The organism is Agrobacterium sp. GD03872 (genome assembly GCF_029840625.1).
Lineage (GTDB): Bacteria > Pseudomonadota > Alphaproteobacteria > Rhizobiales > Rhizobiaceae > Agrobacterium > Agrobacterium fabrum_A.
Genome location: NZ_JAOCCY010000001.1, coordinates 501,586 through 520,977, shown reverse-complemented (window position 1 = coordinate 520,977; position 19,392 = coordinate 501,586). Strand labels below are relative to the sequence as shown.

Here is a 19,392-nt window from a genome sequence, read left to right as displayed (position 1 = left end):
ATGAACAAGCTTGTCGATCCTGCCCGCGCTCGCGAGCTAAAAGCCGTTGATCGCCTGCGCTACCTTTCGGCGCGCATGGACGGTGATGTATGGGCATTCGAGCCGCGCGGAAACAACATCGCCGTCATCGCCCGCCGTTCGACGGGTGACGAGGCGCTTATCTGCACGTTGCATGCCGACGCCCTGCCGGACGAACGCGACCTGATTTGCGGGGCGGCGGAAAACCTCGCCTTCCTTTTGGGCCTTATTGGTCGGGCATCTGATGCCGTTCGGAACCTGAAAAAGCAGGTGGAGGCGCAGCAAGCCGCCGCCCTGCGGAAAAAGTACGCGGCGCAGGCCGCAATGCTGCTTTCCGACCGCACCTTCCAGCGCTTCCTTGAAATCAAGGGCGCGGGCGGGCCGGTGCGCGACAAGGCGCAGGCGGACACCCGGTTGAAAAGCATCCTCGCCATTTCCAGCAAAAAAGAAATCGACAACGACCCACGCGCGCAAGCGGCCTTCCTTCATTTTCGGAAGGACTTCGAAGCGTGGAAGAGAGGGGATTCCCGGTGAGCGACCGCATCTTTCCAGAAGTTTCCATCCCCTACGGCGACAAGTCCACGAAGGCCATGCAGATCACATGCGCCTGCTGCGGTGCTGTCGCCTATTTCCCGCATCAAACCGGGGTCAACCGCAAGCCGCCAATCGCGGCAACACAACATTTCCAGAACAAGGGATGGGTGGTCGGCAGCAATCCGCGCAAGGATTTCTGCCCGATCCACGCCGCCCCGGCCAAGCGTAAAGGACAAAAAGCCATGGTGGAGACGGTAGCGACGATTGCAGACAAGCCGCGTGAAATGAGCCGCGAGGACCGGCGCATTATCAACGACAAGCTGGATGAGGTTTACGCCAAGGACGCCTACAAATCCCCCTGGACGGATTCTGCCGTGGCGAAGGATTTGGGCGTGCCCCGTGATTGGGTGGCGCAAGTCCGCGACCAGTTCTTCGGCCCGGCAGGCTCGAACCCGCTTTATGATGAGTTCCTGAAAGAGACAAAGTTGGTGGAAGGTGCGTTCCTCGCCTGCGAGGAAGCGACCGCGCGCGCCGAAAAGGCCGCTGCTGACCAGCGCCGGGCGCATGGTGATCTTTGCAAGGCGATGGACAGCTACCGCGCGCTGGCGCGCAAGGTAGAGCGGGAAATCAGCCGATGACCGACCTTATGCCCATCGTTGAAATTCTGGCGGACTGCCAGACGGACGCGGCGCGCGCGGACTGGCTTTTGCGCGCCCCGCAAGGCGTCATTTACCGCGACCACACCACAATCCGCCGTGTCTTGCAGGAAGCGCATTTTACGCTCGGCGTTGACGCGCTGGATGTGGAATTCGCAGCTATCATCGCCACGCGCCTGCCGGACGGCGGATTGCCGCATACGGTCGTTCTCGGCGTCCACGCTGTGCGCTCTTTCCTGCGCGACGTGGTGCGGAAAGGCGGTGCACAGTGATGGAACCGGATCACGGCGCAATGTCGCGCGCATGGTCTTGGCGTCACGCGGTCGGTAAATCCGGCCTGCCGCCTATCACGCGCCTCGTGCTGCATACGCTTGGCCTGAAAATGGATGCGACCGGCGGTTCCTGCTATCCGCCGATTTCGGAACTGGTGGACCTGACGGGCCTCGACAAGAAAACCGTCCTGAAACACCTCGAAATCGCCGAAGAGAGCGGTTGGATTGTCGTAACGCAACACGGTTTTCGCGGCCAGAAATGGAAGCGGAACGAATATGTTGCGCGGTGGCCGGGACGCGACCTTTCCGGCAATGCAGCCAGTAACGAAGACAGCGAAGGTGGTGGAAATCCTCCACCACGTTCCGACGACGCATGCGCCTCCCAAGGTGGTGGAACAGTTCCACCGCGTTCCGTCGCCAAGGCGGTGGAAATCGTTCCCGAAGGTGGTGGAAATGACGACCGGAAGGTGGTGGAGGAGTTCCACCAAGATAAGAATCTTCCAACTAACATTCCAGAAAACTCTCCAGCCGCTGGCGCGGAAGAGGGAGTTTTGAAAAAGGTTGATCGAAAAAAGATAGAGCATGCTTTCACGCTGTGGTTCGCGACGTGGAAAAAGGGCGATATCGAATATGCCCGCAACGCGTGGTTCGCTCTTTCCCCGGAAGATCGGACCGAGTGCGTGGAGCGGACGCCCGCCTATCTTCGTTGGGCCAAGCCTGCCGACCTGATGGCCGCAGCGGTCTACCTCAAAAACCGTCACTGGCGCGACCTGCCGGAGCATGTTCTTGCTGAGCCGATCAACGCCCATGGCATTGCCAAGGTCTGCGGCAAGCTCTGGATGGGAACGCGCTTCGAGGCGTTGTCGAAAGAACCGACCGGCCTGCTGTATGTGACCAGCTTTGACGAAACCCGTATCGCCAAGGGCATGATTTCCCGCGAACAGCTTATGTTCGAAAAGCGCCGTGACAATGGCTGGCCACTCGTCAACACCATGCGCGACCTCGCCCGTCGCCGCGAGCCTTTCAACACTTCGCTCTCGCTTCTCCCCTTGGTGCAGGACTTCCGGCAGGTGCACCGCGACACCGATCTGTTCGCAGCTTGGAAGCACCTGCATGAACGCAACGGCTGGCCCTTTATCGAGCATCCGCCCGAATGGGTCTACTTCCCCCCGGTCGATGACGGGGCTGACGATCTCGAAGCGGCAGTTGATGCCGCGCTTTCCAAATTTCTTTCCACCATCAGCGAGGGACGCACCAATGATGCATAACGTGAAGATTTATGCCGCCAGCAAGCCGGTCAACCCGGAGCTTTATGACCTGTCGCGCTTTGCGTCTCTGTTCGACCAGATGCAGAACACGAAGCGACTCAACGTCACCATGCTTTCCATGGCGGCAGAGAATCAGCCGGGGAAACACGAATGGTTCGTGGTGGAGACGAAACATAAGGCGGAAAAAGCTGTTGAAGACGCCCTTAGCAAAGCCGGGGTGAAAACTTTTTTGCCTATGGAGAACGGCGGTAAACAGGTCGTTCGTGGTCGGGTTATCCATGATGTTTCTCGCCCGATGATGCCCGGTTATGTGCTGGTCAACATCGTGTATTCTCCCGCCGCAGTTTGCGGGATTGCCCGGCTGGAAGGTGTGGCTGGCTTCGTCGGCGGCATGATCACGCCGCATCGTGTATCAGACGAGGAAATGAATCGATTCAAGCTCTTCGGTACTCAGGAGCTTGACCTTGATTTGGAGCACTGCAAGAGCTTTCGGCGGGGCGACGGCGTTCGTTTCAACAGTGGGCCGTTTGCGGGTTTCACTGGCCATGTAACCAAACTGCGCAAGGATAAGGTGGTTGACGGCGAACGTATCGCGAGCGGCGCTATCATCGTCGTAGAGATGTTTGGTGCTGTTACGCCTGTCGAAACCTCTCTTGCATTGCTCGAAAAGTTGTGACTATGCATAGCGCAGGATGATCTGCTGATCCTGTGCAAGCGCGTCGGTCTCGACCGGCGAGTGGAGTTAAAGCCTCCCACGCGGATATGCCGGGTAGACCCTGCCTTGACCCTCTCGCCAGAGAGACCGATTCAAGGCCAGTGCGACAGCTATATCATCGGCGGACTTGAGCGAAGGCGACCCTAACCCGGTCGCCTTTTTCGTTTGCATAGGTATAGGCAACTTTTGGGAAAATTGGACGATGGCTGTTCTGTCCATGAAGTGGGCCGACCGCAACCTTGCGGAATACGGCGACCGGATAGCGGAACTCAAACGGCGCTTCCCAACAGTTCTACCGCGTATCGTCAATCAGGTCGGTAACAGGACGAAAACCGTTGTCATCCGCGAATTGACGAAACAGACGGGCTTGCCGCGTGCCACCATCGTTAAGGCCATCGGAAATCCGGCAACCGCGAAGCCGGGCCGGTACGTGTATGACATGACCACGCGAGGCGGCAACATCCGTCTCAAATATTTGCGCCCGAAGGAAACCGAAGCCGGTGTCGTGGCGCGACCATTCGGAAAGCCGACGCTCTATCCCGGCGCGTTCCTGCGGGGTGGACAGTTCCCCGACCGTAAGCCGGTGGCGGAGTTCAATGGCCATGCCTATTACCGGCTCAACCGCTCCGGCACGAAGATTACCTTCGCCCGCTCGGGGGTCTTCATCCCGAAGGAAATGACCAGCGGTGCAACAGCCGAAGCATTCCAGCGCATAGCAGCGCCCTTGCTGAAAGAGCGGGTCGAAGCCGCCCTTGCCAAGCTGGTCCCCTGACCGGCCACCCCGACCCCCGGTCGCAACCCGCCCCATACCCCCCCCTCGGTCGGGTCCTCCCTCAAAAGAGGCCAAGTAGCGGGTGTGGGCGACTGCGGGATTTCGCTCTGTGAAGAAAATTATAGGGGGGTTCCACCGCCCTTTCGATGGAATCGGAATCAGATGGCAAAGAGCTATCCTGACGAGTTGCGTGAACAGGTCGTGGCCTTCATGGACGAGGGCCATACGGTTCGGGAGGCGGCGGCAAAGTTCAACGTCAGCCCGAGTTTCGCGGCCAAATCGCACAAGAAACATGCGGAAGCTGGCGAAAGCCTCCCGTTGCTTACCGAAACGGCACCTGCCGAACCGGAAAAGCCTTCGCTCGATATCGAAATCACCGCATCCGAACTGGCCGAACTGCTGAAGGTTTCCAAGCGGGCGGTGTCGGATTTCGTAGAGCGTGGAATCGTGGTGAAGACAGAACGGAATCGCTTCGATCTTCGCCAGTCTATCCAGCTTTACTGTGAGCATTTGCGCGGTGTTGCCGCCGGTCGCGGCGGTGACGGCGCGGATGTTCTGACTGCCGAACGCGCCAGACTGGCGCGAGAACAGGCCGACCAGACGGCCATGAAAAACGCGGCCATGCGCGGCGAAATGATTTCGATGACGGACGTGCGCAACGAATGGGTTTCGATAGGCCGACGCATCCGCAACGCCGTTTTGTCGGTGCCTTCGCGCTGTCGGCAGATGCTCCCGCACCTCACGACTTACGATGTTGACCTGATCGGTGAAGAAATCCGGTCGGCGCTTACCGAACTTGGTGACGAGGACGATGACAACGGCGCTGGCGACATTGCGGCGAGCGGTATGGGACAGCCTGTTGCCGCCGCCGAAACTTCGGCTGTCGGAATGGATTGAACATACCGTCCATCTGCCGGAAGGCGTTTCTTCGCTCACGGGCAAGGTTCGGCTGTGGCCTCCGCAGCGTGAGATTGCCGACGCGATTGGCGATAGCGCGATTGAGCGGGTAACGCTGGTCAAGCCGGTCCGCGTCGGCTTCACGACGCTGCTGACCAGCGCCATGGCAAGCTTCTGTTCGAACGACCCGTCGCCGATCCTTTCGCTTCTGCCGACAGAGGCCGACTGCCGCGACTATATGGTTTCGGACGTCGAACCGATTTTCGATGCCTCGCCAGCGCTTCGCGGTCTCTTGACCGGCGATACCAGCGAAGGCGGACGCAACACGCTTCTTGCCCGTCGCTTTCCCGGCGGCTTCCTGAAAGTCATTGCCGCCAAGGCACCCCGCAACCTGCGCCGTCACAATGTCCGCATCCTCTTCATTGACGAGGCGGACGGCATGGATGCGACGAAGGAAGGGTCGCCGATCCTGCTGGCGGAGCGCCGCACCCTGTCCTTTGCGGACCGCAAGATTGTCATGGGTTCGACGCCTGTTTACGAGGCGACCAGCCATGTGTTGCGAGCCTATGAGCAATCGGACAAGCGAATTTATGAGGTGCCTTGCCCCGAGTGCGGTCACTTCCATGAAATCACATGGGCCGATATCCATTGGCCCGAAAGCGAGCCGGAAAAGGCGTATTATGTCTGCGCCGAATGCGGTTCTGTTGTGGAGGAACGGCACAAGCCGGGCATGGTGGCGAATGGCCGCTGGCGCGCTCTTCGACCGGAAATCAAAGATCATGCCGGTTTCCGCATGAACGCCCTGATTTCGCTTCTGCCTAACGCCTCCTGGGGGCGGCTGGCGCGCGAATTCGTCACTGTCAAAAACGATCCTTCGACGCTGCAAACCTTCGTCAACACCATCCTTGCCCAAGGATGGAAAGAGGACGGCGACGAACTGGACGATATCGAGCTTGCAGGCCGCGCCGAAGACTTCGGGCTGGAAAATATCCCGATCCAAGTGCTGATTATCACGGTCGGCGTGGACGTGCAGGATGATCGTCTGGAAGCAACCTTCGTCGGTTGGGACAAAGAGGGCATCCCCTATGTTCTCGGCCATACCGTTGTGTGGGGTCGCTATGATGACCATACCACATGGGCGGAACTGGACGTTGCCCTGACGACGCAATGGGACCATCCGCTTGGCGGCAAGATCAAGGTCGATGCCGTTTGCGTCGATAGCTCGGACGGCGAGACCATGGAAACGGTCTATCGCTTCGCGTTCCCGCGCTTCAATCGCCGTGTTCTGGCAATCAAGGGTGCTGCGGGCAACCGGCCATGGATTGAGCGCTCCAAGACCAGCGTGAAGGGCGGACGGCTTTTCATCGTCGGCGTGGACGGCATCAAGAGCCACATTTTCGGCAGGCTGACGCGGCCCAAGACCATCCGGTTTTCGAAAGACCTGCCGGATGTTTGGTACGAGCAGCTTGCGGGCGAAAAGATGGAGGTCCGCTATCTGCGCGGCCAGCCAAGCCGCCAGTTCGTACCGATACCGGGCCGACGCCACGAAGCGCTCGACTGCACCGTTTATGCCTTCGCCGCCCGCCAGATGGTCAACGCCAATTGGGCGCACCGCGAGGGCGAACTTTCGACACCGCCGGAACCGGCGGTCGCAACCTACACACAAGAAATCGCGAAACCGGAGTGGCTTGCATAATGGCGACTACAGACGATCAAATTGCTGCGCTTGAAGATGCAATCGCAATGGGCGCGCGAAAGGTGATATTCCACTCTGGCGGCACGCGCCGCGAGGTGGAATATCACTCTCTCAAAGACATGAGGGAGGCACTTGCCGCCCTGAAATCCACTCGGTCGGGCGGCTCCCGTACCATTTTCGCGGCGCTCGACTGATGGGCCTCGCTACCATCCTTGACCGGACCATTGGTTATTTCTCGCCCGAAGCTGGCCTTCGGCGGGTAAAGCACCGCGCCGCGCTGGCTATCATGTCGCGCGCATATGCTGGCGCAGAAACCAGCCGCCTGAAATCCGGCAGGCGCGCACCATCAACATCGGCGGACGCAGAAATTGCGCGCGCCGGTCGGGCGCTTCGGGACCGCATGCGCGACCTCGCCCGAAACAATCCTTACGCTGCCAAGGCGATCCACGAACTTGTCACCCATGCTATCGGTGACGGCATCATTCCCCGTTCGAAGAACAAAAAGCTCAACAAGCTTTTTTCGGAATGGAGCAAGGTTTGCGATGCGGACGGCGATCTTGATTTCAACGGCTGTATCAACCTCGCGGGCCGCGAAATGTTTGAGAGCGGTAACGGTCTGATCCGTCGCCGCCGCCGCAGGCTGGAAGATGGCCTGCCGGTCCCGCTGCAAATACAGGTGCTGGAATCGGACCTGATCGACACCACCAAGGAAGGTGTACTTTCCGATGGTGGCAAGATCATCCAAGGCATCGAATTTGACGCCATCGGCAGGAAGCGCGCCTATTGGATGTTCGGTTCGCATCCCGGCAACAGCTTCTTTGACCCGAAGTCCACGATTGTTTCGAAGCCGGTTCCGGCGTCCGATATTGCCCATGCTTTCGAAAAGCAGCGGACGCAGGTGATGGGCGCACCGTGGGGCGCGCCAGCAATGGTCGATACCTACGATCTGGCGTCTTACGAACAATCGGAATTGACGCGCAAGCGGCTGGAAGCCTGCATTGTCGGCGTGATGACCGGCGGCGACGAAGCCGACCAGCTTGGCATGCCAATGACGGATAGCCAGCCCACCAAGCCCGGCATCTATGACGTGAACGGCAGGCGTGTCGAAAAATTCGAACCGGGCATGTTCTACAATGCCGTTGGTGGTCGGGGCATAGAGTTCTCTCAACCGGCAGTGACGGACAGCTACGATCCGTACAAGAACTCGATGCTGCACACCATTGCCGCAGGTTGGCGCGTTCCTCATGCCATCCTGTCCGGTCGGCTCGACAAGGTGAACTATTCGTCCAGCAAGGTTGGGCTGGAGGGGTTCCGCCGAACAATCTCCGCCGTTCAATGGCTCATCATCATTCCGATGCTGTTGCAGCCTATTTGGGACTGGTTCTGCGAAGCGGCTTACTTCGCGGGCATCATCAAGACGCCCAAGGTTCCCGTGGAGTGGTCGCCGCCGCGCTTCTATTCCGCCGACCCGCTGAAAGACGTGAACGCCCGTATCAAAGAAGTTCGCTCGGGCTTCCGTTCGCTCTCCAGCGTCATCGCCGAGATGGGTGAAAACCCGGATGATGTGTTGGACGAAATCGCGTCCGACGCGGCCAAGATCGACAAGCGCAAGCTTGTTCTCGACAGCGACCCCCGGCGGATGTCTCAGGCCGGGCAGGCACAGCAGCGGGACGAAACAGACCACCCGCCCGACGACAAGTCGGAAGACGATAAGGAACCCGACGATGACGAAACTTGAACTGCGCAAAGCGCCCGCATCCCTGCCGATGCAGGTTCGCGGGCAAGACCTGAATGTCAGTTCGATCGATGCGGACGCGCGCACCGTGACGCTGGTATTCACAACCGGCGCTGCGGTCCGCCGCCTGCGCTATACCGGATGGGATACGGCTGTCCCGTTCGATGAAATCCTTGTCGTCAGCGAACGGGCGCTGGACCTGACGCGCATGAACTTGGGTGCACCGGTTCTGGACAGCCATTCCCGCTGGTCCACCTTTTCGCAGATCGCAGTTGTTGAACGGGCGTGGATCGAAAAGGGCGAAGGATGGGCGACCATCCGTTTCCCCAAGGCCGGAATTGATCTCGCCGCCGACCGCATGTTCGGACTGGTCTCTGACAAGATCATCAAGAATGTGTCGGTGGGGTATTCCATCGATAAAATCCGGGTGGAGGAAGCGGCGAAGAAAGGCGAGGTCGAAAAGATTTTCGTGGAGCGCTGGACGCCAAACGAGATTTCATTTGTGACTGTTCCGGCCGATCCCGGCGCGCAGGTTCGATCCAGCGAAGCCACCTTCCCGCTGTCTATCCAGTCTGCTGCCGGTCATGGCCTTCGTGCCGCCCGCATGCGTATGGCCGAAGAGGCCCGCCGCTTCGCCTGACACGCATTCCAATTTTTTTCAGTTCGCCGCCTGACTTCCACCGGGGATGCAGGGCGACGGCGCTTGTCCTGCCCGGTAATACAAAAGGAACCGCACGCCATGAAAAAGGCTGCATATGTTTTCGCGACCGTCGCCGCAATCGTCTGCTTCGGTCTCGCCTTCACCATTCTTTCCGCCGACCCTTCCCACGCGGCCTCGCTGCTCGGTCACGATGCATTCGTACAGACGCGCGGCATGCTCGATCATGTCTATCAGGCCACCCCGGCACTGCTCGCACTCCGGGCGAAGGCCACCGATCTGACGACGCGCGCGGAAAGCAAGCGTGCGGAACTGGTGGAAGGTCTGTCCGATGAAGCCGCCCGCGCCATCGAAAAGGATCATTCTGCGATCCTCGCCGAACTGGATGGCGTCCGTGCCGAGATTACCGCGCTTGAAAATGCGGAGCGTAATGCGCCTACGCCTGCCGACAACAATCCGCAGGCCATCGCGCAGAATGCCGTTCGTGCCGAACGCGACCGCGTGACTGCTATCGAAGAACTGGCGGAGCGTGCCGGACAAGCGAGCTTTGGTCGTGACCATATTCGCTCCGGCACTTCTCTGGACACTTTCCGGGGGTTGCTTCTGGATCACATGGTGACCAGTGAACGCGCTACGCCGACCGATAGCCGCGTTCGCGTGCAGGTCGGCAATGACGAAGCCGATACCATTCGTTCGGCCCGTGTGGAAGCTCTGGCATACGGTCTCGGCGCGCCGGTCCCGCAGGCCGGTCCGTCTGCCGCCGCCCGCCAGTATATGGGCCAAGGTCTGGTCGATATCGCTGCCGATTGCGTGAACTTCCACGGTCGCCGCATGCTGAATGCCCGCGATATCGACAACATTTTCAGCCGCGCCGCGCATTCGACTTCGGATTTCCCGGTTATCTTCGAAGGCGCTGTCAACCGCACGCTGGAACAGCGTTATGCTCTGGCGCAGCCGACCTTCAAGCGCTTCGCGCGCAAGAAGAATTTCCGCGACTTCCGCCCGGATACGATCGTCAAGACCGGCGATTTCCCCATGCTGGAAAAGATTCTGGAAAACGGCAAAATCAAGTTCGGTTCGTTCGGCGAGGGCAAGGAAGCCGTGCAGGCTTTCAGTTACGCCATTGCCCTGAATATCAGCCGCCAGATGCTCATCAATGACGATCTTGGCGCCATCGCCGAACTGCTGACGAGCTACGGCGCTTCGGTTGCTCTTTTCGAAGAAGTCACCTTCTACGGCGGTGCGTACAACGGCAAGCTTGCGGACGGCAAAACTGTCTTCCATGCGGAGCATAAGAACCTTGCTGCTGCTGGTTCTGCGATTACTGTCGATAGCGTCGGCGAAGGCCGCAAGTCGATGGGTCGGCAGACCTCTCTGGATGGCAAGCCGTTGCTCGCAAACCCGGCGCGTATCATGCTGGTCGGCCCTAACCAGTTGACCGATGCGGAAAAGCTGCTGGCATCTATCACGCCCGCCACGGTTTCCACGGTCAATATTTTCTCCGGTAAGTTCGAACTGGTGGAAACGTCGCAGATCGCCGACAATTCCTGGGACCTCTTCGCCGATCCTTCGACCGGCTCCAATTACCGTTGGGGTTACCTCGAAGGTTACGAGGCACCGCGCGTTCGCATGGACGAACCCTTCGGTTCGCAGGGTTTCAGCATGTCGGTGGAACACGACTTCGGTTGCGGCGCGACCGATTTCCGCTTCGGCTATCACAACCCCGGCCAAGCGTAAGCCGCCTGCCTGACTTCGTTGGGGGAGCCGCCCGGCTCTTCCTTTCCTGTCACGTTGATCGCAAGGAAGATCACCATGAAAAATTATCGAGGCCCCGCCGATACGGTGGAAGTCACCGCGCCCGCAGATGTCAATTCTGGCGACGGCGTTCTTATTGGCAAGCTCTTCGGTGTAGCGGAGGTATCCGCGAAGGCTGGCGAGCGGTTCAATATCGCCCGAAAGGGTCTCTTCACTCTGCCGAAGACCAAAGCGCAGGGTTGGGCGGAAGGTGCAGTCCTTTATTGGGACGGCGCTAAAGCAACAACCGCTGACAATGGTGGCGCAAGTCCCAAGATCGGATACGCGGCTGCGGATGCAATCAACCCGTCCGATTTCGGCGAAGTGCTGGTTGACCAGTAAGATGGTCGATTGGCGAAAACTGGAAGCTGCCGTTGACCGGAAGGTTGGCGGCGCTTTCGGCGAGACGGTCCGCCTGTCGTTCATGGCGAACGGCAAGATTGACCCCGACCGCCCGCAAATTGTCATCCGCTGCGAGGCTCTGCACACGGAAGACGACACGACGCGACCCGCAGGCAATGCAGTCAGCGGCCCCCATCGCGTCCGCTTCGCTGCGGCGGATGCCGTGCTGTTCATTGACCGTTCGACCTACGAAGGTCCGGCGCTCAAACCCGGCGACCGGGTGCGTGCGATGGATCGGGCTGGCGAACCGGTTTGGTCTGTTGATTTCGTCAGCGACCGGCACAGCAATCTTATCGCTGTCGCATTGAAAGAGATTTAGGAGCTTCCATGTCCTTTATCAATTTTGCCGCCCGTATCTCCGCCGTGGAGGCGACCAAGGGAAATACCATTGTCGGCTCAAACGTTCTGGACAGCGAAATCGGCGTGCTCGATATCGCTGCGGACGGTTCATTGCGAACGGACAAGGACAAGCAATTTATCTCGGTATACACCGACAGTTCCAAGGTTTCGGACGCTCTGGAGCTTCGCTCCCTGTCGTCTCCCGGTCTTCTTGATATCGTCTTCGAGTCCGGGGTGGCTACGGCGCACGCGATCACCGATTCCGAAACGGAAGAAAGTTTTATCCTCGGCATGCCTGCGACGGATGCCACGTTTGAGTTTCTTCTTGATTTGGCGCTTCGCCAGACGGGCGATGCGCTCAATGATCCCGATAACGAATGGGCGGCAATCTTCCGCTCACTCTGCCTGTCTTTCCAATCTGTTTCGCGGACGCGCATAAGCGGCGACACGAACGGGATGCGGCTTGCCGCGCACCAACTGAAAGTCACCGCGAGTATGGTGGCCGAACCTTTGCGCGGGGAACCGCTCAAGCCGGGTTCGCCTTTCGCCCGGTTCCTTGCCAAGTGCGAGAGTGATCTTGCTCCGAATGATCCGTCCATGGCGGAAAAGATCGCTCTTATTCGTGCGCAGCTTTCCGGCAACGCCAGCGAATTGCAGACCGCCATGCGGCGATACGGTCTTATTCATGACGAGGCCGACGCCATGTTGATCACGCCTTTCGAGGGGTCGCCCTGATGGCCAGTTTGGTGGACCAGATCACGGACCTTTATGTGCGGATGGCCGAACTTGAGCGCCGCAACCGCAACCGGCGGCGCAAGGGTACGATTGCCGAAGTCAGTGACGACAAATCCAAGTACCGCGTCAAGCTGTCGGAACAGGCGGGAAAACCCTACCTGACGCCATGGATCAAGGCGCGGACCCTCGCTGCCGGTGGCGTCAAGGTCGATGTCCTCTACAGCGTCGGCGAACAGGTGGATGTTGTTTCCGAAAACGGCGACATGACCGACGCACAGATAGATTTTTCCACCTATAGCGACGACAACGCCCGCGAGAACAGCGACACGCCGTTTCATATCAAGATCGGCGATACCGTCATTGAAGCGTCGGCGGGACAGGCGAAAGTCACGTCGCCGAAGGTAATTGTTGAATCGCCAAACGTGCAGCTTGGCGGTGACGGCGGCAAGCCTGTTGCCCGGATCGGCGACCTTGTACATGTCATGTCCGGTTCTTCGTCGGGCAAGTGGCCAATTGTCGAAGGCTCGGAACACGTCTTCGCGGTGGACTGAGGAAATCCCATGAAAAACTACAAGGTTCGAACCGGCTGCGAAATCGCCGGGCGCTGGCGGTCGGCTGGCGAAATCATCCCCCTGACCGACGACGAAGCCCGCGAGCTTGCGCCGCCCTTCGGCAATGTCGTTTTCCCTGAAAAAGAGGATAGCGCCCATGGCAAGCTCAACCGGCGTAAACGGTCAGACCGGCGCACCGCTGAATGATTGGCCGCATACCGAGCAATCAATCCGCAAAATTCTGAGAACGTCGAAAGGTTCGCGCGTCATGCGCCGGACCTTCGGCAGCAATGTTCCTGATTTTATCGACGGCAAGATGACGCGGCGGAACGTGCTTGCGCTCTACTCTGCCGCCGCAACGGCAATCCTTGAATGGGAACCGCGCTTCCGAATGACTGCCGGGCGCGTGACCCAAGCGGATGCCGGTGGCGTCATCGCGCTCGATATCTTCGGCACCTATTATCCTCGCGGCCATCGCGGCGATTTCTCCATTGCGGAGAGCGCCAGCGTCCGCGTCATTTATCCGGGCAAGTGACCATGGCGATTTACGCACCGACGACGATTGATGTTTCGCGCCTGCCGTTGCCTGATGCGATTAGCCCGTTGGATTTCGAGACGCTTTACAGCGAATTCAAGGTCCGCTTCCTCGCGTTCTGGAACACGCTGCGGGCGGTTAATCCGTCGCTACCGGAATATGACGTGCAGGATCTCGAAACGGACCCGGCAGGCGTCGTCGGTGAAGCTTGGTCATACCTGCGCCTTCTGGACCGCCAGAACGTCAATGACACTTTCCGTTCGCTTCTGGCGGCATATGCGAAGGGGTCCAATCTGGATGCCATCGCCGCAAACCGCAACATAGTCCGCCTGACCGTGGTTCCTGCAACCGCGAATGCGGCGGCGATCATGGAGGGCGATGACGCGCTGTTGCGGCGTTATCTGCTGTCCTACGATCTGCCGTCCGCCGGTTCTGCCGGTCGCTACCTTTATGATGCGTGGACGGCTTGGCCGCAATCTGCTGACAAAGCCCTTGGGCTTTGGGATGCGCGGGTGAATGGCCGCGCTGTCCATGGCCGTCGCGGTGATACGGATGTTGTTGTCATCGGTCCGACGGGCAGGCTTCCGACTGCCTTGGAGCTGGATACAGTCCGGGCGTCGGTAACGAACCCGAACCGTGCGCCGGAAGCTGTGGCTATCTCTGTCATGGCCGCCGGGCGGACGGAATATGCGGTCTCGCTTGTCCTCGAAATTCCGGCGGTCGGGCCGTCTGCCGATATCGTTCGGCAGGAAGCGGAAAAGCGTGTCACCGCAGCGGCGACCGCCCGCATCCTGATCGGCGGTGAAATCCCAGAAGCCCTGTTTTCGGGTGCGGCATTTGGTGACGGCGTTATCAGGGTGCGCGACCTCGCGCCGGTCGTCATCCAGCCCGACGCCTACAAGGTGCCGGTGATGACCAGCCTTAACATCGCTGTCGAGGTGCGGGCATGAGCGACGTAGGTGTGTTGCTGCCATCGTCGGCGGAGCCATTCGAAAAGGCGCTTGCCGCCGGTATGTCGGATGATCTGCCGATACCTTACGCGGTTCTGATGGACCCATACCAGACGCCCGCGCGGTTTCTGCCGTGGCTGGCCGTGCATCATTCGGTCGATCTCTGGTTTGATGACTGGACCGAAGAGCGCAAGCGGGAAATGATTGCGCAGTGCGCCGGGGTTTCGACGCTCTATCCCGCGTCTCCCTTGGGCGCGCTGAAAGGTACGCTTGCCGGGCTGAAACGCTACCTTGCGTTTGTTGATGCGGAAATTGTGGACCGCATCGCCCATCCGAACCGCTTCACCTTCGGGCGTGCGGTAATTGGCCGAACGCCGATAGCACACCAGCCTTTTGTTGCGCATTACCTTATCCGCGTCACGCTGACAGCGCCGAAGAACCGCTTTCAGGTTGGCCGCAGCGCCTTCGGGCGAGCGGCAATGACGGCCATCAACCTCGAACCCATCCGCCGCGCCAAGCGCGCCATGACGACCGCCAAAACGCCGGAGACGCTCTATTCGGTTTCGTTCGCATGGCGGCGCGGCATCACCTTTAACGACAACATTTTCATCGACGGAAGCCATGCCATCGGCGGTTACATGGATCGCAAGCGGCTGGATTGAGGGTAACGACACATGCAGCGCACTTCCTTTGCAGAAGCTGAAATCGCCGATCATGCAGATTTCGAAGCCATCGGTTTGCAGGCGCAGGCCGCAACAGATGGTCTTTGGCTGGATGCCATTGGCTATCCTGCCCATTGGGCCGCTTTCACGGTGGCGCGTAAATCGGCGCAGGAAATCACGGTTTCGGCTGGCCGGTACGTCGCCGGGGAAATCGTCTATGCGCAGGAAGCGCCGAACGATTTGAACCTTCAGATTTATATCCCGGCGGCAGCTTCCGACCAGCGTTGGGTTGCCATCCTTCTGCGCGGCAAGGAAGTGACGGATTCGGAAAACCGCCCGTTTGAAACGTCGGATGATCCCGAAACCAGCGTCATCATCAATCGCAGTACGCCCAAGACAATTCGTCGGGTTGTTGAATTGATCGTGCAGCCGGGCGAAGCGAACCCGGTTCCGGTCAAGCCCGTGGTGGCGTCTACGGATGCATGTATCGCCTTCGTGCTGCTGACCTCTTCGGGGATTGACGCGAATGCTATCGAGCCGGGCAACAGCGACCGTGTGAAAACCCTATTTGAAGTCGAAGGCCGTGTTACTGCGCTGGAAGTCGATCTTGACGGTCTTTTCATGAGGACCGAGACGATTGAAACGCAGATCGTCAATATTCAAGGCAAGCTCACTGAAATCCCCCGTCCGGTCATCATTCGCCAGATGCAACGCGATATCGGCGCGGCCCGGCTCAAAGTCGATTTGCCGGATGAGGCGCGGGCCTATGTGTTCGATGACGGCCTTATCCCCGACCGATGGGACATGACGCATGTGGACTGGTTAGCCCGGATTGAAGAGGGCGTCCGCTTCGGTTTCGCTGCCGAAGCGCAGGCCCGGCTTGAAGTGCAGGCGGAAGACGACCCGAAGATTGCGTTTCGCGGTCGCCGCATGGTGCCTGCATTTGATGAGGTGACGCGCATTGCAAACACGTCGCTGGATGCGACGCTTAATATTTCGCAGTTGGTGCACACCGAAACCACGCTTGTTCGCAAGGAAGCGTCCCGCGTCCGCATCACGTACGGCCCAACGATGGGCGCTTGCGAGAATGCGGCGGGTTGGTCCGGCCTTGGAGGCGATTCCAGGGTGGGGCAAATGCTGAATGTCGGTGGCGAGACCTTCGAGGTGGTCTATGTCGGTGCAAATTACGGACCGGGCCACCAAACCTATGGCGTTAGGCAGGTTCGCTATGAAATCTACAGCGAGCCGTACTGGCAGTATGTTACCGAAGAGGTGGGCATTAACGGCTCCATCTACGGCCAGTCCTTCCTCGTGGCTCAGCCGATGCAGGTGACAAGTCTTGACCTGTCGTTTGCCCGCGTCGGCGCTGACGGCGACGTTCATATCTTCATCGTGGAAACCACGACTGGCGGGATGCCGCGTTTCGATGCGGTGCTTGCGCAGGGCAAGTTGAACCACGCCGATCTTGTTGTCGGCTGGAACAAGGCTGTGCTTCCCATCACGCTTCTGGAAAGCGGAAAGAGGTATGCTTTCGTCACGGTGACGACGGGCGCGCACGCGCTGCATATCTCCGGGTCGAACAAGTACACGGGCGGTACGCAGTTCCTGACGACAGATGGCGCGTTTGCGCAGGGGTCAACGGAGACGGATATCTGCTTCCGTCTCAATGCCGCTCGCTATCGAAGCCCCCGCACGGTCATTCCGATGCAGGCACTGAACCTTGCTGACGGCATGACGCAAATCGACATGCTGTTTGCTGGTTGGGTGCCGGGCGGTTGTGCGCTTGGTTGGGAAATCCGGCCTTCCGGCTCGAATGTCTGGACCGAACTTGATGACGGCGACCCGGCGACAAACCCGCTTGTGGGACTTCCGGCATCCGTGGAATTGCGCATGGTCATGATGGGCACGGCTGATTTGCAGCCGATGATCCAGCTTGACCAAAAGGCGGTTTCCCGCGTTGCCCGCAATCGCAACACCATGCGGGCGGTCACGAAGAGTTTTCCATTCGGCTTTTCGACCACAAGCATCCAGACGCAATACACGCTGGATAGCTTCGATCCCGACCGCCACACCTTCACCCCTGCCATCATGGTCGGAAATACGGTGGTCAATCCGAACACGACTGAAATCACGGTCGATCCGCAGCGGCCTTCGCGTCGGACTTATCTTTCAACCTACACGCTCGGCGCTGCTGCGAATGCCGCTCGCATGCGTCCTGCCGCCACCACAAACAATGTCGCCTCCGTGCCGTTCGTGCAGGATGCGTTCATTGCCGCACTCTAAGGGGTTGTCATGGCTATCCAGATCGACGCTGAAAAATCCTATGAGGTGAAGCTTGTTCGCCCCGTCAAACTCGGGGCGTTCACATACAAGCCGCTGAATAAAATCGAAATGATCGGCAAGGTCGTTGCCGACATCATTGAGCAGGAAGGTGAAGAGGTGCTGGACTATGCCCGAGAGGTCTGACGCCTATCAGCTTCCATCATGGCCGAAGACTCTTATTGATCGGCTATTGTGGAATACCACCATGGCCGACCTTCACGCTCGGCTGACCGCTCGCGAGGAACTGGAGGCGTCATTTGAAAGCCTGATAGCGGAAGGCATTCAGGCGTCGCTTGATTACATCCAAGTCAACGTTGCGCCGCAGATCGCCAGTCTGCAAACCAAAATCACTTTGGCACAAGAGCAGATTGACCAGATTATCGTTGGCGGCAAAGCTCCCGATACTCTGAAATTCGGCGGGCAGCTACCTGAATATTACGCGACAGCCGCAGGCTTGCAGGACATTCAGAATAGTCTTGCAGACTATATGCGCAACGACCTGCGAGACCAGCCGGAGGGTGTCGCACCACTCGGCTCGGACGGCAAGGTGCCTTTGGCAAACCTTCCGGCATTAACGACGACCGCCACGGTGGGCGCAGCCATTGCCGGAGCCAACGGCGTAACAACGCCCGATGACGGCGATGCCTTGGCTGGCGTGAAGTCCGGCACGTCCACCATGTTCCGATGGACATGGGGAAACATCAAGGCTGCACTTACCGCATTGTTTGATGGCAGGTATCTGCGGCTTGTCGGCGGTGTCATCAATGGCTCGGTTACGATCCAGCCCTCAGCCGACGCGGCCATGCTCGAAATGCGGTCCGCCGCAAACGCCGCCTGCCTTATCGACTTTTCGCCGAACGGCTATGGCGGTGATTTCAACTGGCGGATAATCGCGCAGCCAAACAACAACGAATTCGACGTGTTTCATAACGGAACGCATCGCTTCCGAATTCGCAATGATGGACACGTTTGGACTTCGGCTTACGGCTGGCTTAGTGAGCGTTTCGCGGACCGTGGGGCACGCGTCCAGCGCGAGGGCGGCATATGGGAATTCGGATCAATTGACCCGAATTACAACGCCCGCACTACCGACGCTCCGGCACCATACGTACTCGTAGGCCTGCGCAGTTCGAACGGTACGAATGTCATCAATTTGCGTGCCGAACTGTTGAGGAATAACTGATGAGCGATCCGTATAGCACCGATGATCTGCCCTACGATCTGTCATCGGACGAACTGGCATTCCTTGTCCGCAAGCTTCATCCTGCGGCAATCCATGGCGTTGACTTCTGGTGCGCCCACAAGGTGAAGCCGAACAGTCCAGACAGGACAAGTACGGCCATCATCGTTAAATGGGATTTGGCGGGCGAGAAACCAACCCCCGCCGAAATCGAGGCACTGGCGACCACCTACGCCACCGATCTCGTCTTGCTTCGCGGTGTAAGCGCGCTTGACGTTGATATCGAGCGAGACCGCCGCATTGATGCGGGTTTCGCATTCGATGGCGTTCTTTACCAGTCCCGCCCGGAAGACCGGGAAAACATTGCTGGGGCGCAGAAAGCAGCAACTGACGCCGTAGCTATGGGCGCAGCGCCGGGCGATTTCGGTTGGCAGCGTCTTCTCGACCCTAGCGCCCCGGCTGAATTCAGATGGATCGCAGCCGACAACACGACGCACACGATGGATGCTCAGACCGTAATGCGCTTCGGCTACGCGGCGTTAGGTCATAAACAGGCCCATATTTTTGCAGCCCGCACGCTGAAAGACACTGCCCCAATCCCTGCGGATTTCGCGACGAACCCGGCTTACTGGCCCTAACGCCTCTAATGTCCCAACAATTCGCCTCGCCCCTTACGGCGTGGCGCTTCCAACTTCCCCGGC

At 59.1% G+C, this 19,392-nt stretch carries 24 protein-coding genes; all 24 read left to right on the top strand.

The window, feature by feature from the left end; translation table 11 throughout:
- The 24 genes from N5D22_RS02440 (at position 1) to N5D22_RS02325 (ending at position 19,329) form a co-directional block, all read left to right on the top strand.
- Positions 1 to 552, top strand: coding sequence for a hypothetical protein (locus N5D22_RS02440; RefSeq protein WP_279656040.1), 552 nt, complete (start codon positions 1 to 3; stop codon positions 550 to 552).
- A complete protein-coding gene (locus N5D22_RS02435; protein ID WP_279656041.1) occupies positions 549 to 1,190 on the top strand; it encodes a hypothetical protein in 642 nt (213 codons plus the stop codon). The genes N5D22_RS02440 and N5D22_RS02435 overlap by 4 nt, the downstream gene beginning before the upstream one ends.
- A complete protein-coding gene (locus N5D22_RS02430; protein WP_279656042.1) occupies positions 1,187 to 1,480 on the top strand; it encodes a hypothetical protein in 294 nt (97 codons plus the stop codon). The genes N5D22_RS02435 and N5D22_RS02430 overlap by 4 nt, the downstream gene beginning before the upstream one ends.
- Positions 1,480 to 2,748, top strand: coding sequence for a helix-turn-helix domain-containing protein (locus N5D22_RS02425; protein ID WP_279656043.1), 1,269 nt, complete (start codon positions 1,480 to 1,482; stop codon positions 2,746 to 2,748). The genes N5D22_RS02430 and N5D22_RS02425 overlap by 1 nt, the downstream gene beginning before the upstream one ends.
- Positions 2,738 to 3,424, top strand: a complete 687-nt coding sequence (locus tag N5D22_RS02420) for a transcription termination/antitermination protein NusG (protein WP_182590471.1) — start codon at positions 2,738 to 2,740, stop codon at positions 3,422 to 3,424. The genes N5D22_RS02425 and N5D22_RS02420 overlap by 11 nt, the downstream gene beginning before the upstream one ends.
- Before the next feature lie 241 nt (positions 3,425 to 3,665).
- Positions 3,666 to 4,235, top strand: coding sequence for a hypothetical protein (locus tag N5D22_RS02415; protein ID WP_279656044.1), 570 nt, complete (start codon positions 3,666 to 3,668; stop codon positions 4,233 to 4,235).
- Between the two features lie 162 nt (positions 4,236 to 4,397).
- Positions 4,398 to 5,132, top strand: a complete 735-nt coding sequence (locus N5D22_RS02410; protein WP_279656045.1) for a MerR family transcriptional regulator — start codon at positions 4,398 to 4,400, stop codon at positions 5,130 to 5,132.
- Positions 5,047 to 6,828 carry a phage terminase large subunit family protein gene (locus tag N5D22_RS02405; RefSeq protein WP_279656046.1) on the top strand — a complete coding sequence of 594 codons (1,782 nt, stop codon included), beginning with the start codon at positions 5,047 to 5,049 and terminating at the stop codon, positions 6,826 to 6,828. The genes N5D22_RS02410 and N5D22_RS02405 overlap by 86 nt, the downstream gene beginning before the upstream one ends.
- Positions 6,828 to 7,022: a hypothetical protein gene (locus tag N5D22_RS02400; RefSeq protein WP_080810788.1), complete on the top strand. Its 195-nt coding sequence runs from the start codon at positions 6,828 to 6,830 to the stop codon at positions 7,020 to 7,022. Before N5D22_RS02405 ends, N5D22_RS02400 begins: the two co-directional genes overlap by 1 nt.
- Positions 7,022 to 8,566, top strand: coding sequence for a phage portal protein (locus N5D22_RS02395; protein WP_279656047.1), 1,545 nt, complete (start codon positions 7,022 to 7,024; stop codon positions 8,564 to 8,566). The genes N5D22_RS02400 and N5D22_RS02395 overlap by 1 nt, the downstream gene beginning before the upstream one ends.
- Positions 8,553 to 9,203 carry a hypothetical protein gene (locus N5D22_RS02390; protein WP_279656048.1) on the top strand — a complete coding sequence of 217 codons (651 nt, stop codon included), beginning with the start codon at positions 8,553 to 8,555 and terminating at the stop codon, positions 9,201 to 9,203. Before N5D22_RS02395 ends, N5D22_RS02390 begins: the two co-directional genes overlap by 14 nt.
- Before the next feature lie 99 nt (positions 9,204 to 9,302).
- A complete protein-coding gene (locus N5D22_RS02385) occupies positions 9,303 to 10,958 on the top strand; it encodes a hypothetical protein (protein ID WP_279656049.1) in 1,656 nt (551 codons plus the stop codon).
- A 75-nt stretch (positions 10,959 to 11,033) separates the two neighbouring features.
- Complete coding sequence (locus tag N5D22_RS02380) at positions 11,034 to 11,357, top strand: DUF2190 family protein (protein WP_279656050.1); 324 nt, start codon at positions 11,034 to 11,036, stop codon at positions 11,355 to 11,357.
- On the top strand, positions 11,311 to 11,736 hold the full coding sequence (locus N5D22_RS02375) for a hypothetical protein (RefSeq protein WP_279702682.1): 426 nt from the start codon (positions 11,311 to 11,313) through the stop codon (positions 11,734 to 11,736). Before N5D22_RS02380 ends, N5D22_RS02375 begins: the two co-directional genes overlap by 47 nt.
- A 44-nt stretch (positions 11,737 to 11,780) precedes the next feature.
- Entirely contained in the window at positions 11,781 to 12,491 is a 711-nt protein-coding gene (locus tag N5D22_RS02370; RefSeq protein WP_279656052.1) for a hypothetical protein, read from the top strand.
- Positions 12,491 to 13,042, top strand: coding sequence for a phage baseplate assembly protein V (locus tag N5D22_RS02365; protein WP_279656053.1), 552 nt, complete (start codon positions 12,491 to 12,493; stop codon positions 13,040 to 13,042). Before N5D22_RS02370 ends, N5D22_RS02365 begins: the two co-directional genes overlap by 1 nt.
- A 9-nt stretch (positions 13,043 to 13,051) precedes the next feature.
- Entirely contained in the window at positions 13,052 to 13,249 is a 198-nt protein-coding gene (locus tag N5D22_RS02360) for a hypothetical protein (protein WP_003513760.1), read from the top strand.
- Positions 13,200 to 13,577, top strand: a complete 378-nt coding sequence (locus N5D22_RS02355) for a GPW/gp25 family protein (RefSeq protein WP_279656054.1) — start codon at positions 13,200 to 13,202, stop codon at positions 13,575 to 13,577. The genes N5D22_RS02360 and N5D22_RS02355 overlap by 50 nt, the downstream gene beginning before the upstream one ends.
- Positions 13,578 to 13,579: 2 nt before the next feature.
- On the top strand, positions 13,580 to 14,527 hold the full coding sequence (locus tag N5D22_RS02350) for a baseplate J/gp47 family protein (RefSeq protein ID WP_279656055.1): 948 nt from the start codon (positions 13,580 to 13,582) through the stop codon (positions 14,525 to 14,527).
- On the top strand, positions 14,524 to 15,189 hold the full coding sequence (locus N5D22_RS02345; RefSeq protein ID WP_279656056.1) for a phage tail protein I: 666 nt from the start codon (positions 14,524 to 14,526) through the stop codon (positions 15,187 to 15,189). Before N5D22_RS02350 ends, N5D22_RS02345 begins: the two co-directional genes overlap by 4 nt.
- A gap of 12 nt (positions 15,190 to 15,201) precedes the next feature.
- Complete coding sequence (locus N5D22_RS02340) at positions 15,202 to 17,472, top strand: hypothetical protein (protein WP_279656057.1); 2,271 nt, start codon at positions 15,202 to 15,204, stop codon at positions 17,470 to 17,472.
- A 9-nt stretch (positions 17,473 to 17,481) separates the two neighbouring features.
- The gene (locus tag N5D22_RS02335) at positions 17,482 to 17,655 is read left to right on the top strand and encodes a hypothetical protein (protein WP_279656058.1); all 174 of its coding nucleotides are present in this window, start codon (positions 17,482 to 17,484) and stop codon (positions 17,653 to 17,655) included.
- Positions 17,656 to 17,716: 61 nt separating this feature from the next.
- Positions 17,717 to 18,694: a hypothetical protein gene (locus tag N5D22_RS02330; RefSeq protein WP_279656059.1), complete on the top strand. Its 978-nt coding sequence runs from the start codon at positions 17,717 to 17,719 to the stop codon at positions 18,692 to 18,694.
- The gene (locus N5D22_RS02325) at positions 18,694 to 19,329 is read left to right on the top strand and encodes a DUF4376 domain-containing protein (RefSeq protein ID WP_279656060.1); all 636 of its coding nucleotides are present in this window, start codon (positions 18,694 to 18,696) and stop codon (positions 19,327 to 19,329) included. The genes N5D22_RS02330 and N5D22_RS02325 overlap by 1 nt, the downstream gene beginning before the upstream one ends.
- Positions 19,330 to 19,392 lie beyond the last annotated feature (63 nt).

Coding starts and splice junctions, on each gene's coding strand:
- N5D22_RS02325 (WP_279656060.1), top strand. CDS start 18,694: ATGAGCGATCCGTATAGCACCGATGATCTGCCCTACGATCTGTCATCG.
- N5D22_RS02385 (WP_279656049.1), top strand. CDS start 9,303: ATGAAAAAGGCTGCATATGTTTTCGCGACCGTCGCCGCAATCGTCTGC.
- N5D22_RS02340 (WP_279656057.1), top strand. CDS start 15,202: ATGCAGCGCACTTCCTTTGCAGAAGCTGAAATCGCCGATCATGCAGAT.
- N5D22_RS02410 (WP_279656045.1), top strand. CDS start 4,398: ATGGCAAAGAGCTATCCTGACGAGTTGCGTGAACAGGTCGTGGCCTTC.
- N5D22_RS02380 (WP_279656050.1), top strand. CDS start 11,034: ATGAAAAATTATCGAGGCCCCGCCGATACGGTGGAAGTCACCGCGCCC.
- N5D22_RS02400 (WP_080810788.1), top strand. CDS start 6,828: ATGGCGACTACAGACGATCAAATTGCTGCGCTTGAAGATGCAATCGCA.
- N5D22_RS02350 (WP_279656055.1), top strand. CDS start 13,580: ATGGCGATTTACGCACCGACGACGATTGATGTTTCGCGCCTGCCGTTG.
- N5D22_RS02430 (WP_279656042.1), top strand. CDS start 1,187: ATGACCGACCTTATGCCCATCGTTGAAATTCTGGCGGACTGCCAGACG.
- N5D22_RS02405 (WP_279656046.1), top strand. CDS start 5,047: ATGACAACGGCGCTGGCGACATTGCGGCGAGCGGTATGGGACAGCCTG.
- N5D22_RS02360 (WP_003513760.1), top strand. CDS start 13,052: ATGAAAAACTACAAGGTTCGAACCGGCTGCGAAATCGCCGGGCGCTGG.
- N5D22_RS02365 (WP_279656053.1), top strand. CDS start 12,491: ATGGCCAGTTTGGTGGACCAGATCACGGACCTTTATGTGCGGATGGCC.
- N5D22_RS02335 (WP_279656058.1), top strand. CDS start 17,482: ATGGCTATCCAGATCGACGCTGAAAAATCCTATGAGGTGAAGCTTGTT.
- N5D22_RS02440 (WP_279656040.1), top strand. CDS start 1: ATGAACAAGCTTGTCGATCCTGCCCGCGCTCGCGAGCTAAAAGCCGTT.
- N5D22_RS02395 (WP_279656047.1), top strand. CDS start 7,022: ATGGGCCTCGCTACCATCCTTGACCGGACCATTGGTTATTTCTCGCCC.
- N5D22_RS02415 (WP_279656044.1), top strand. CDS start 3,666: ATGGCTGTTCTGTCCATGAAGTGGGCCGACCGCAACCTTGCGGAATAC.
- N5D22_RS02345 (WP_279656056.1), top strand. CDS start 14,524: ATGAGCGACGTAGGTGTGTTGCTGCCATCGTCGGCGGAGCCATTCGAA.
- N5D22_RS02355 (WP_279656054.1), top strand. CDS start 13,200: ATGGCAAGCTCAACCGGCGTAAACGGTCAGACCGGCGCACCGCTGAAT.
- N5D22_RS02390 (WP_279656048.1), top strand. CDS start 8,553: ATGACGAAACTTGAACTGCGCAAAGCGCCCGCATCCCTGCCGATGCAG.
- N5D22_RS02420 (WP_182590471.1), top strand. CDS start 2,738: ATGATGCATAACGTGAAGATTTATGCCGCCAGCAAGCCGGTCAACCCG.
- N5D22_RS02375 (WP_279702682.1), top strand. CDS start 11,311: ATGCAATCAACCCGTCCGATTTCGGCGAAGTGCTGGTTGACCAGTAAG.
- N5D22_RS02330 (WP_279656059.1), top strand. CDS start 17,717: ATGGCCGACCTTCACGCTCGGCTGACCGCTCGCGAGGAACTGGAGGCG.
- N5D22_RS02425 (WP_279656043.1), top strand. CDS start 1,480: ATGGAACCGGATCACGGCGCAATGTCGCGCGCATGGTCTTGGCGTCAC.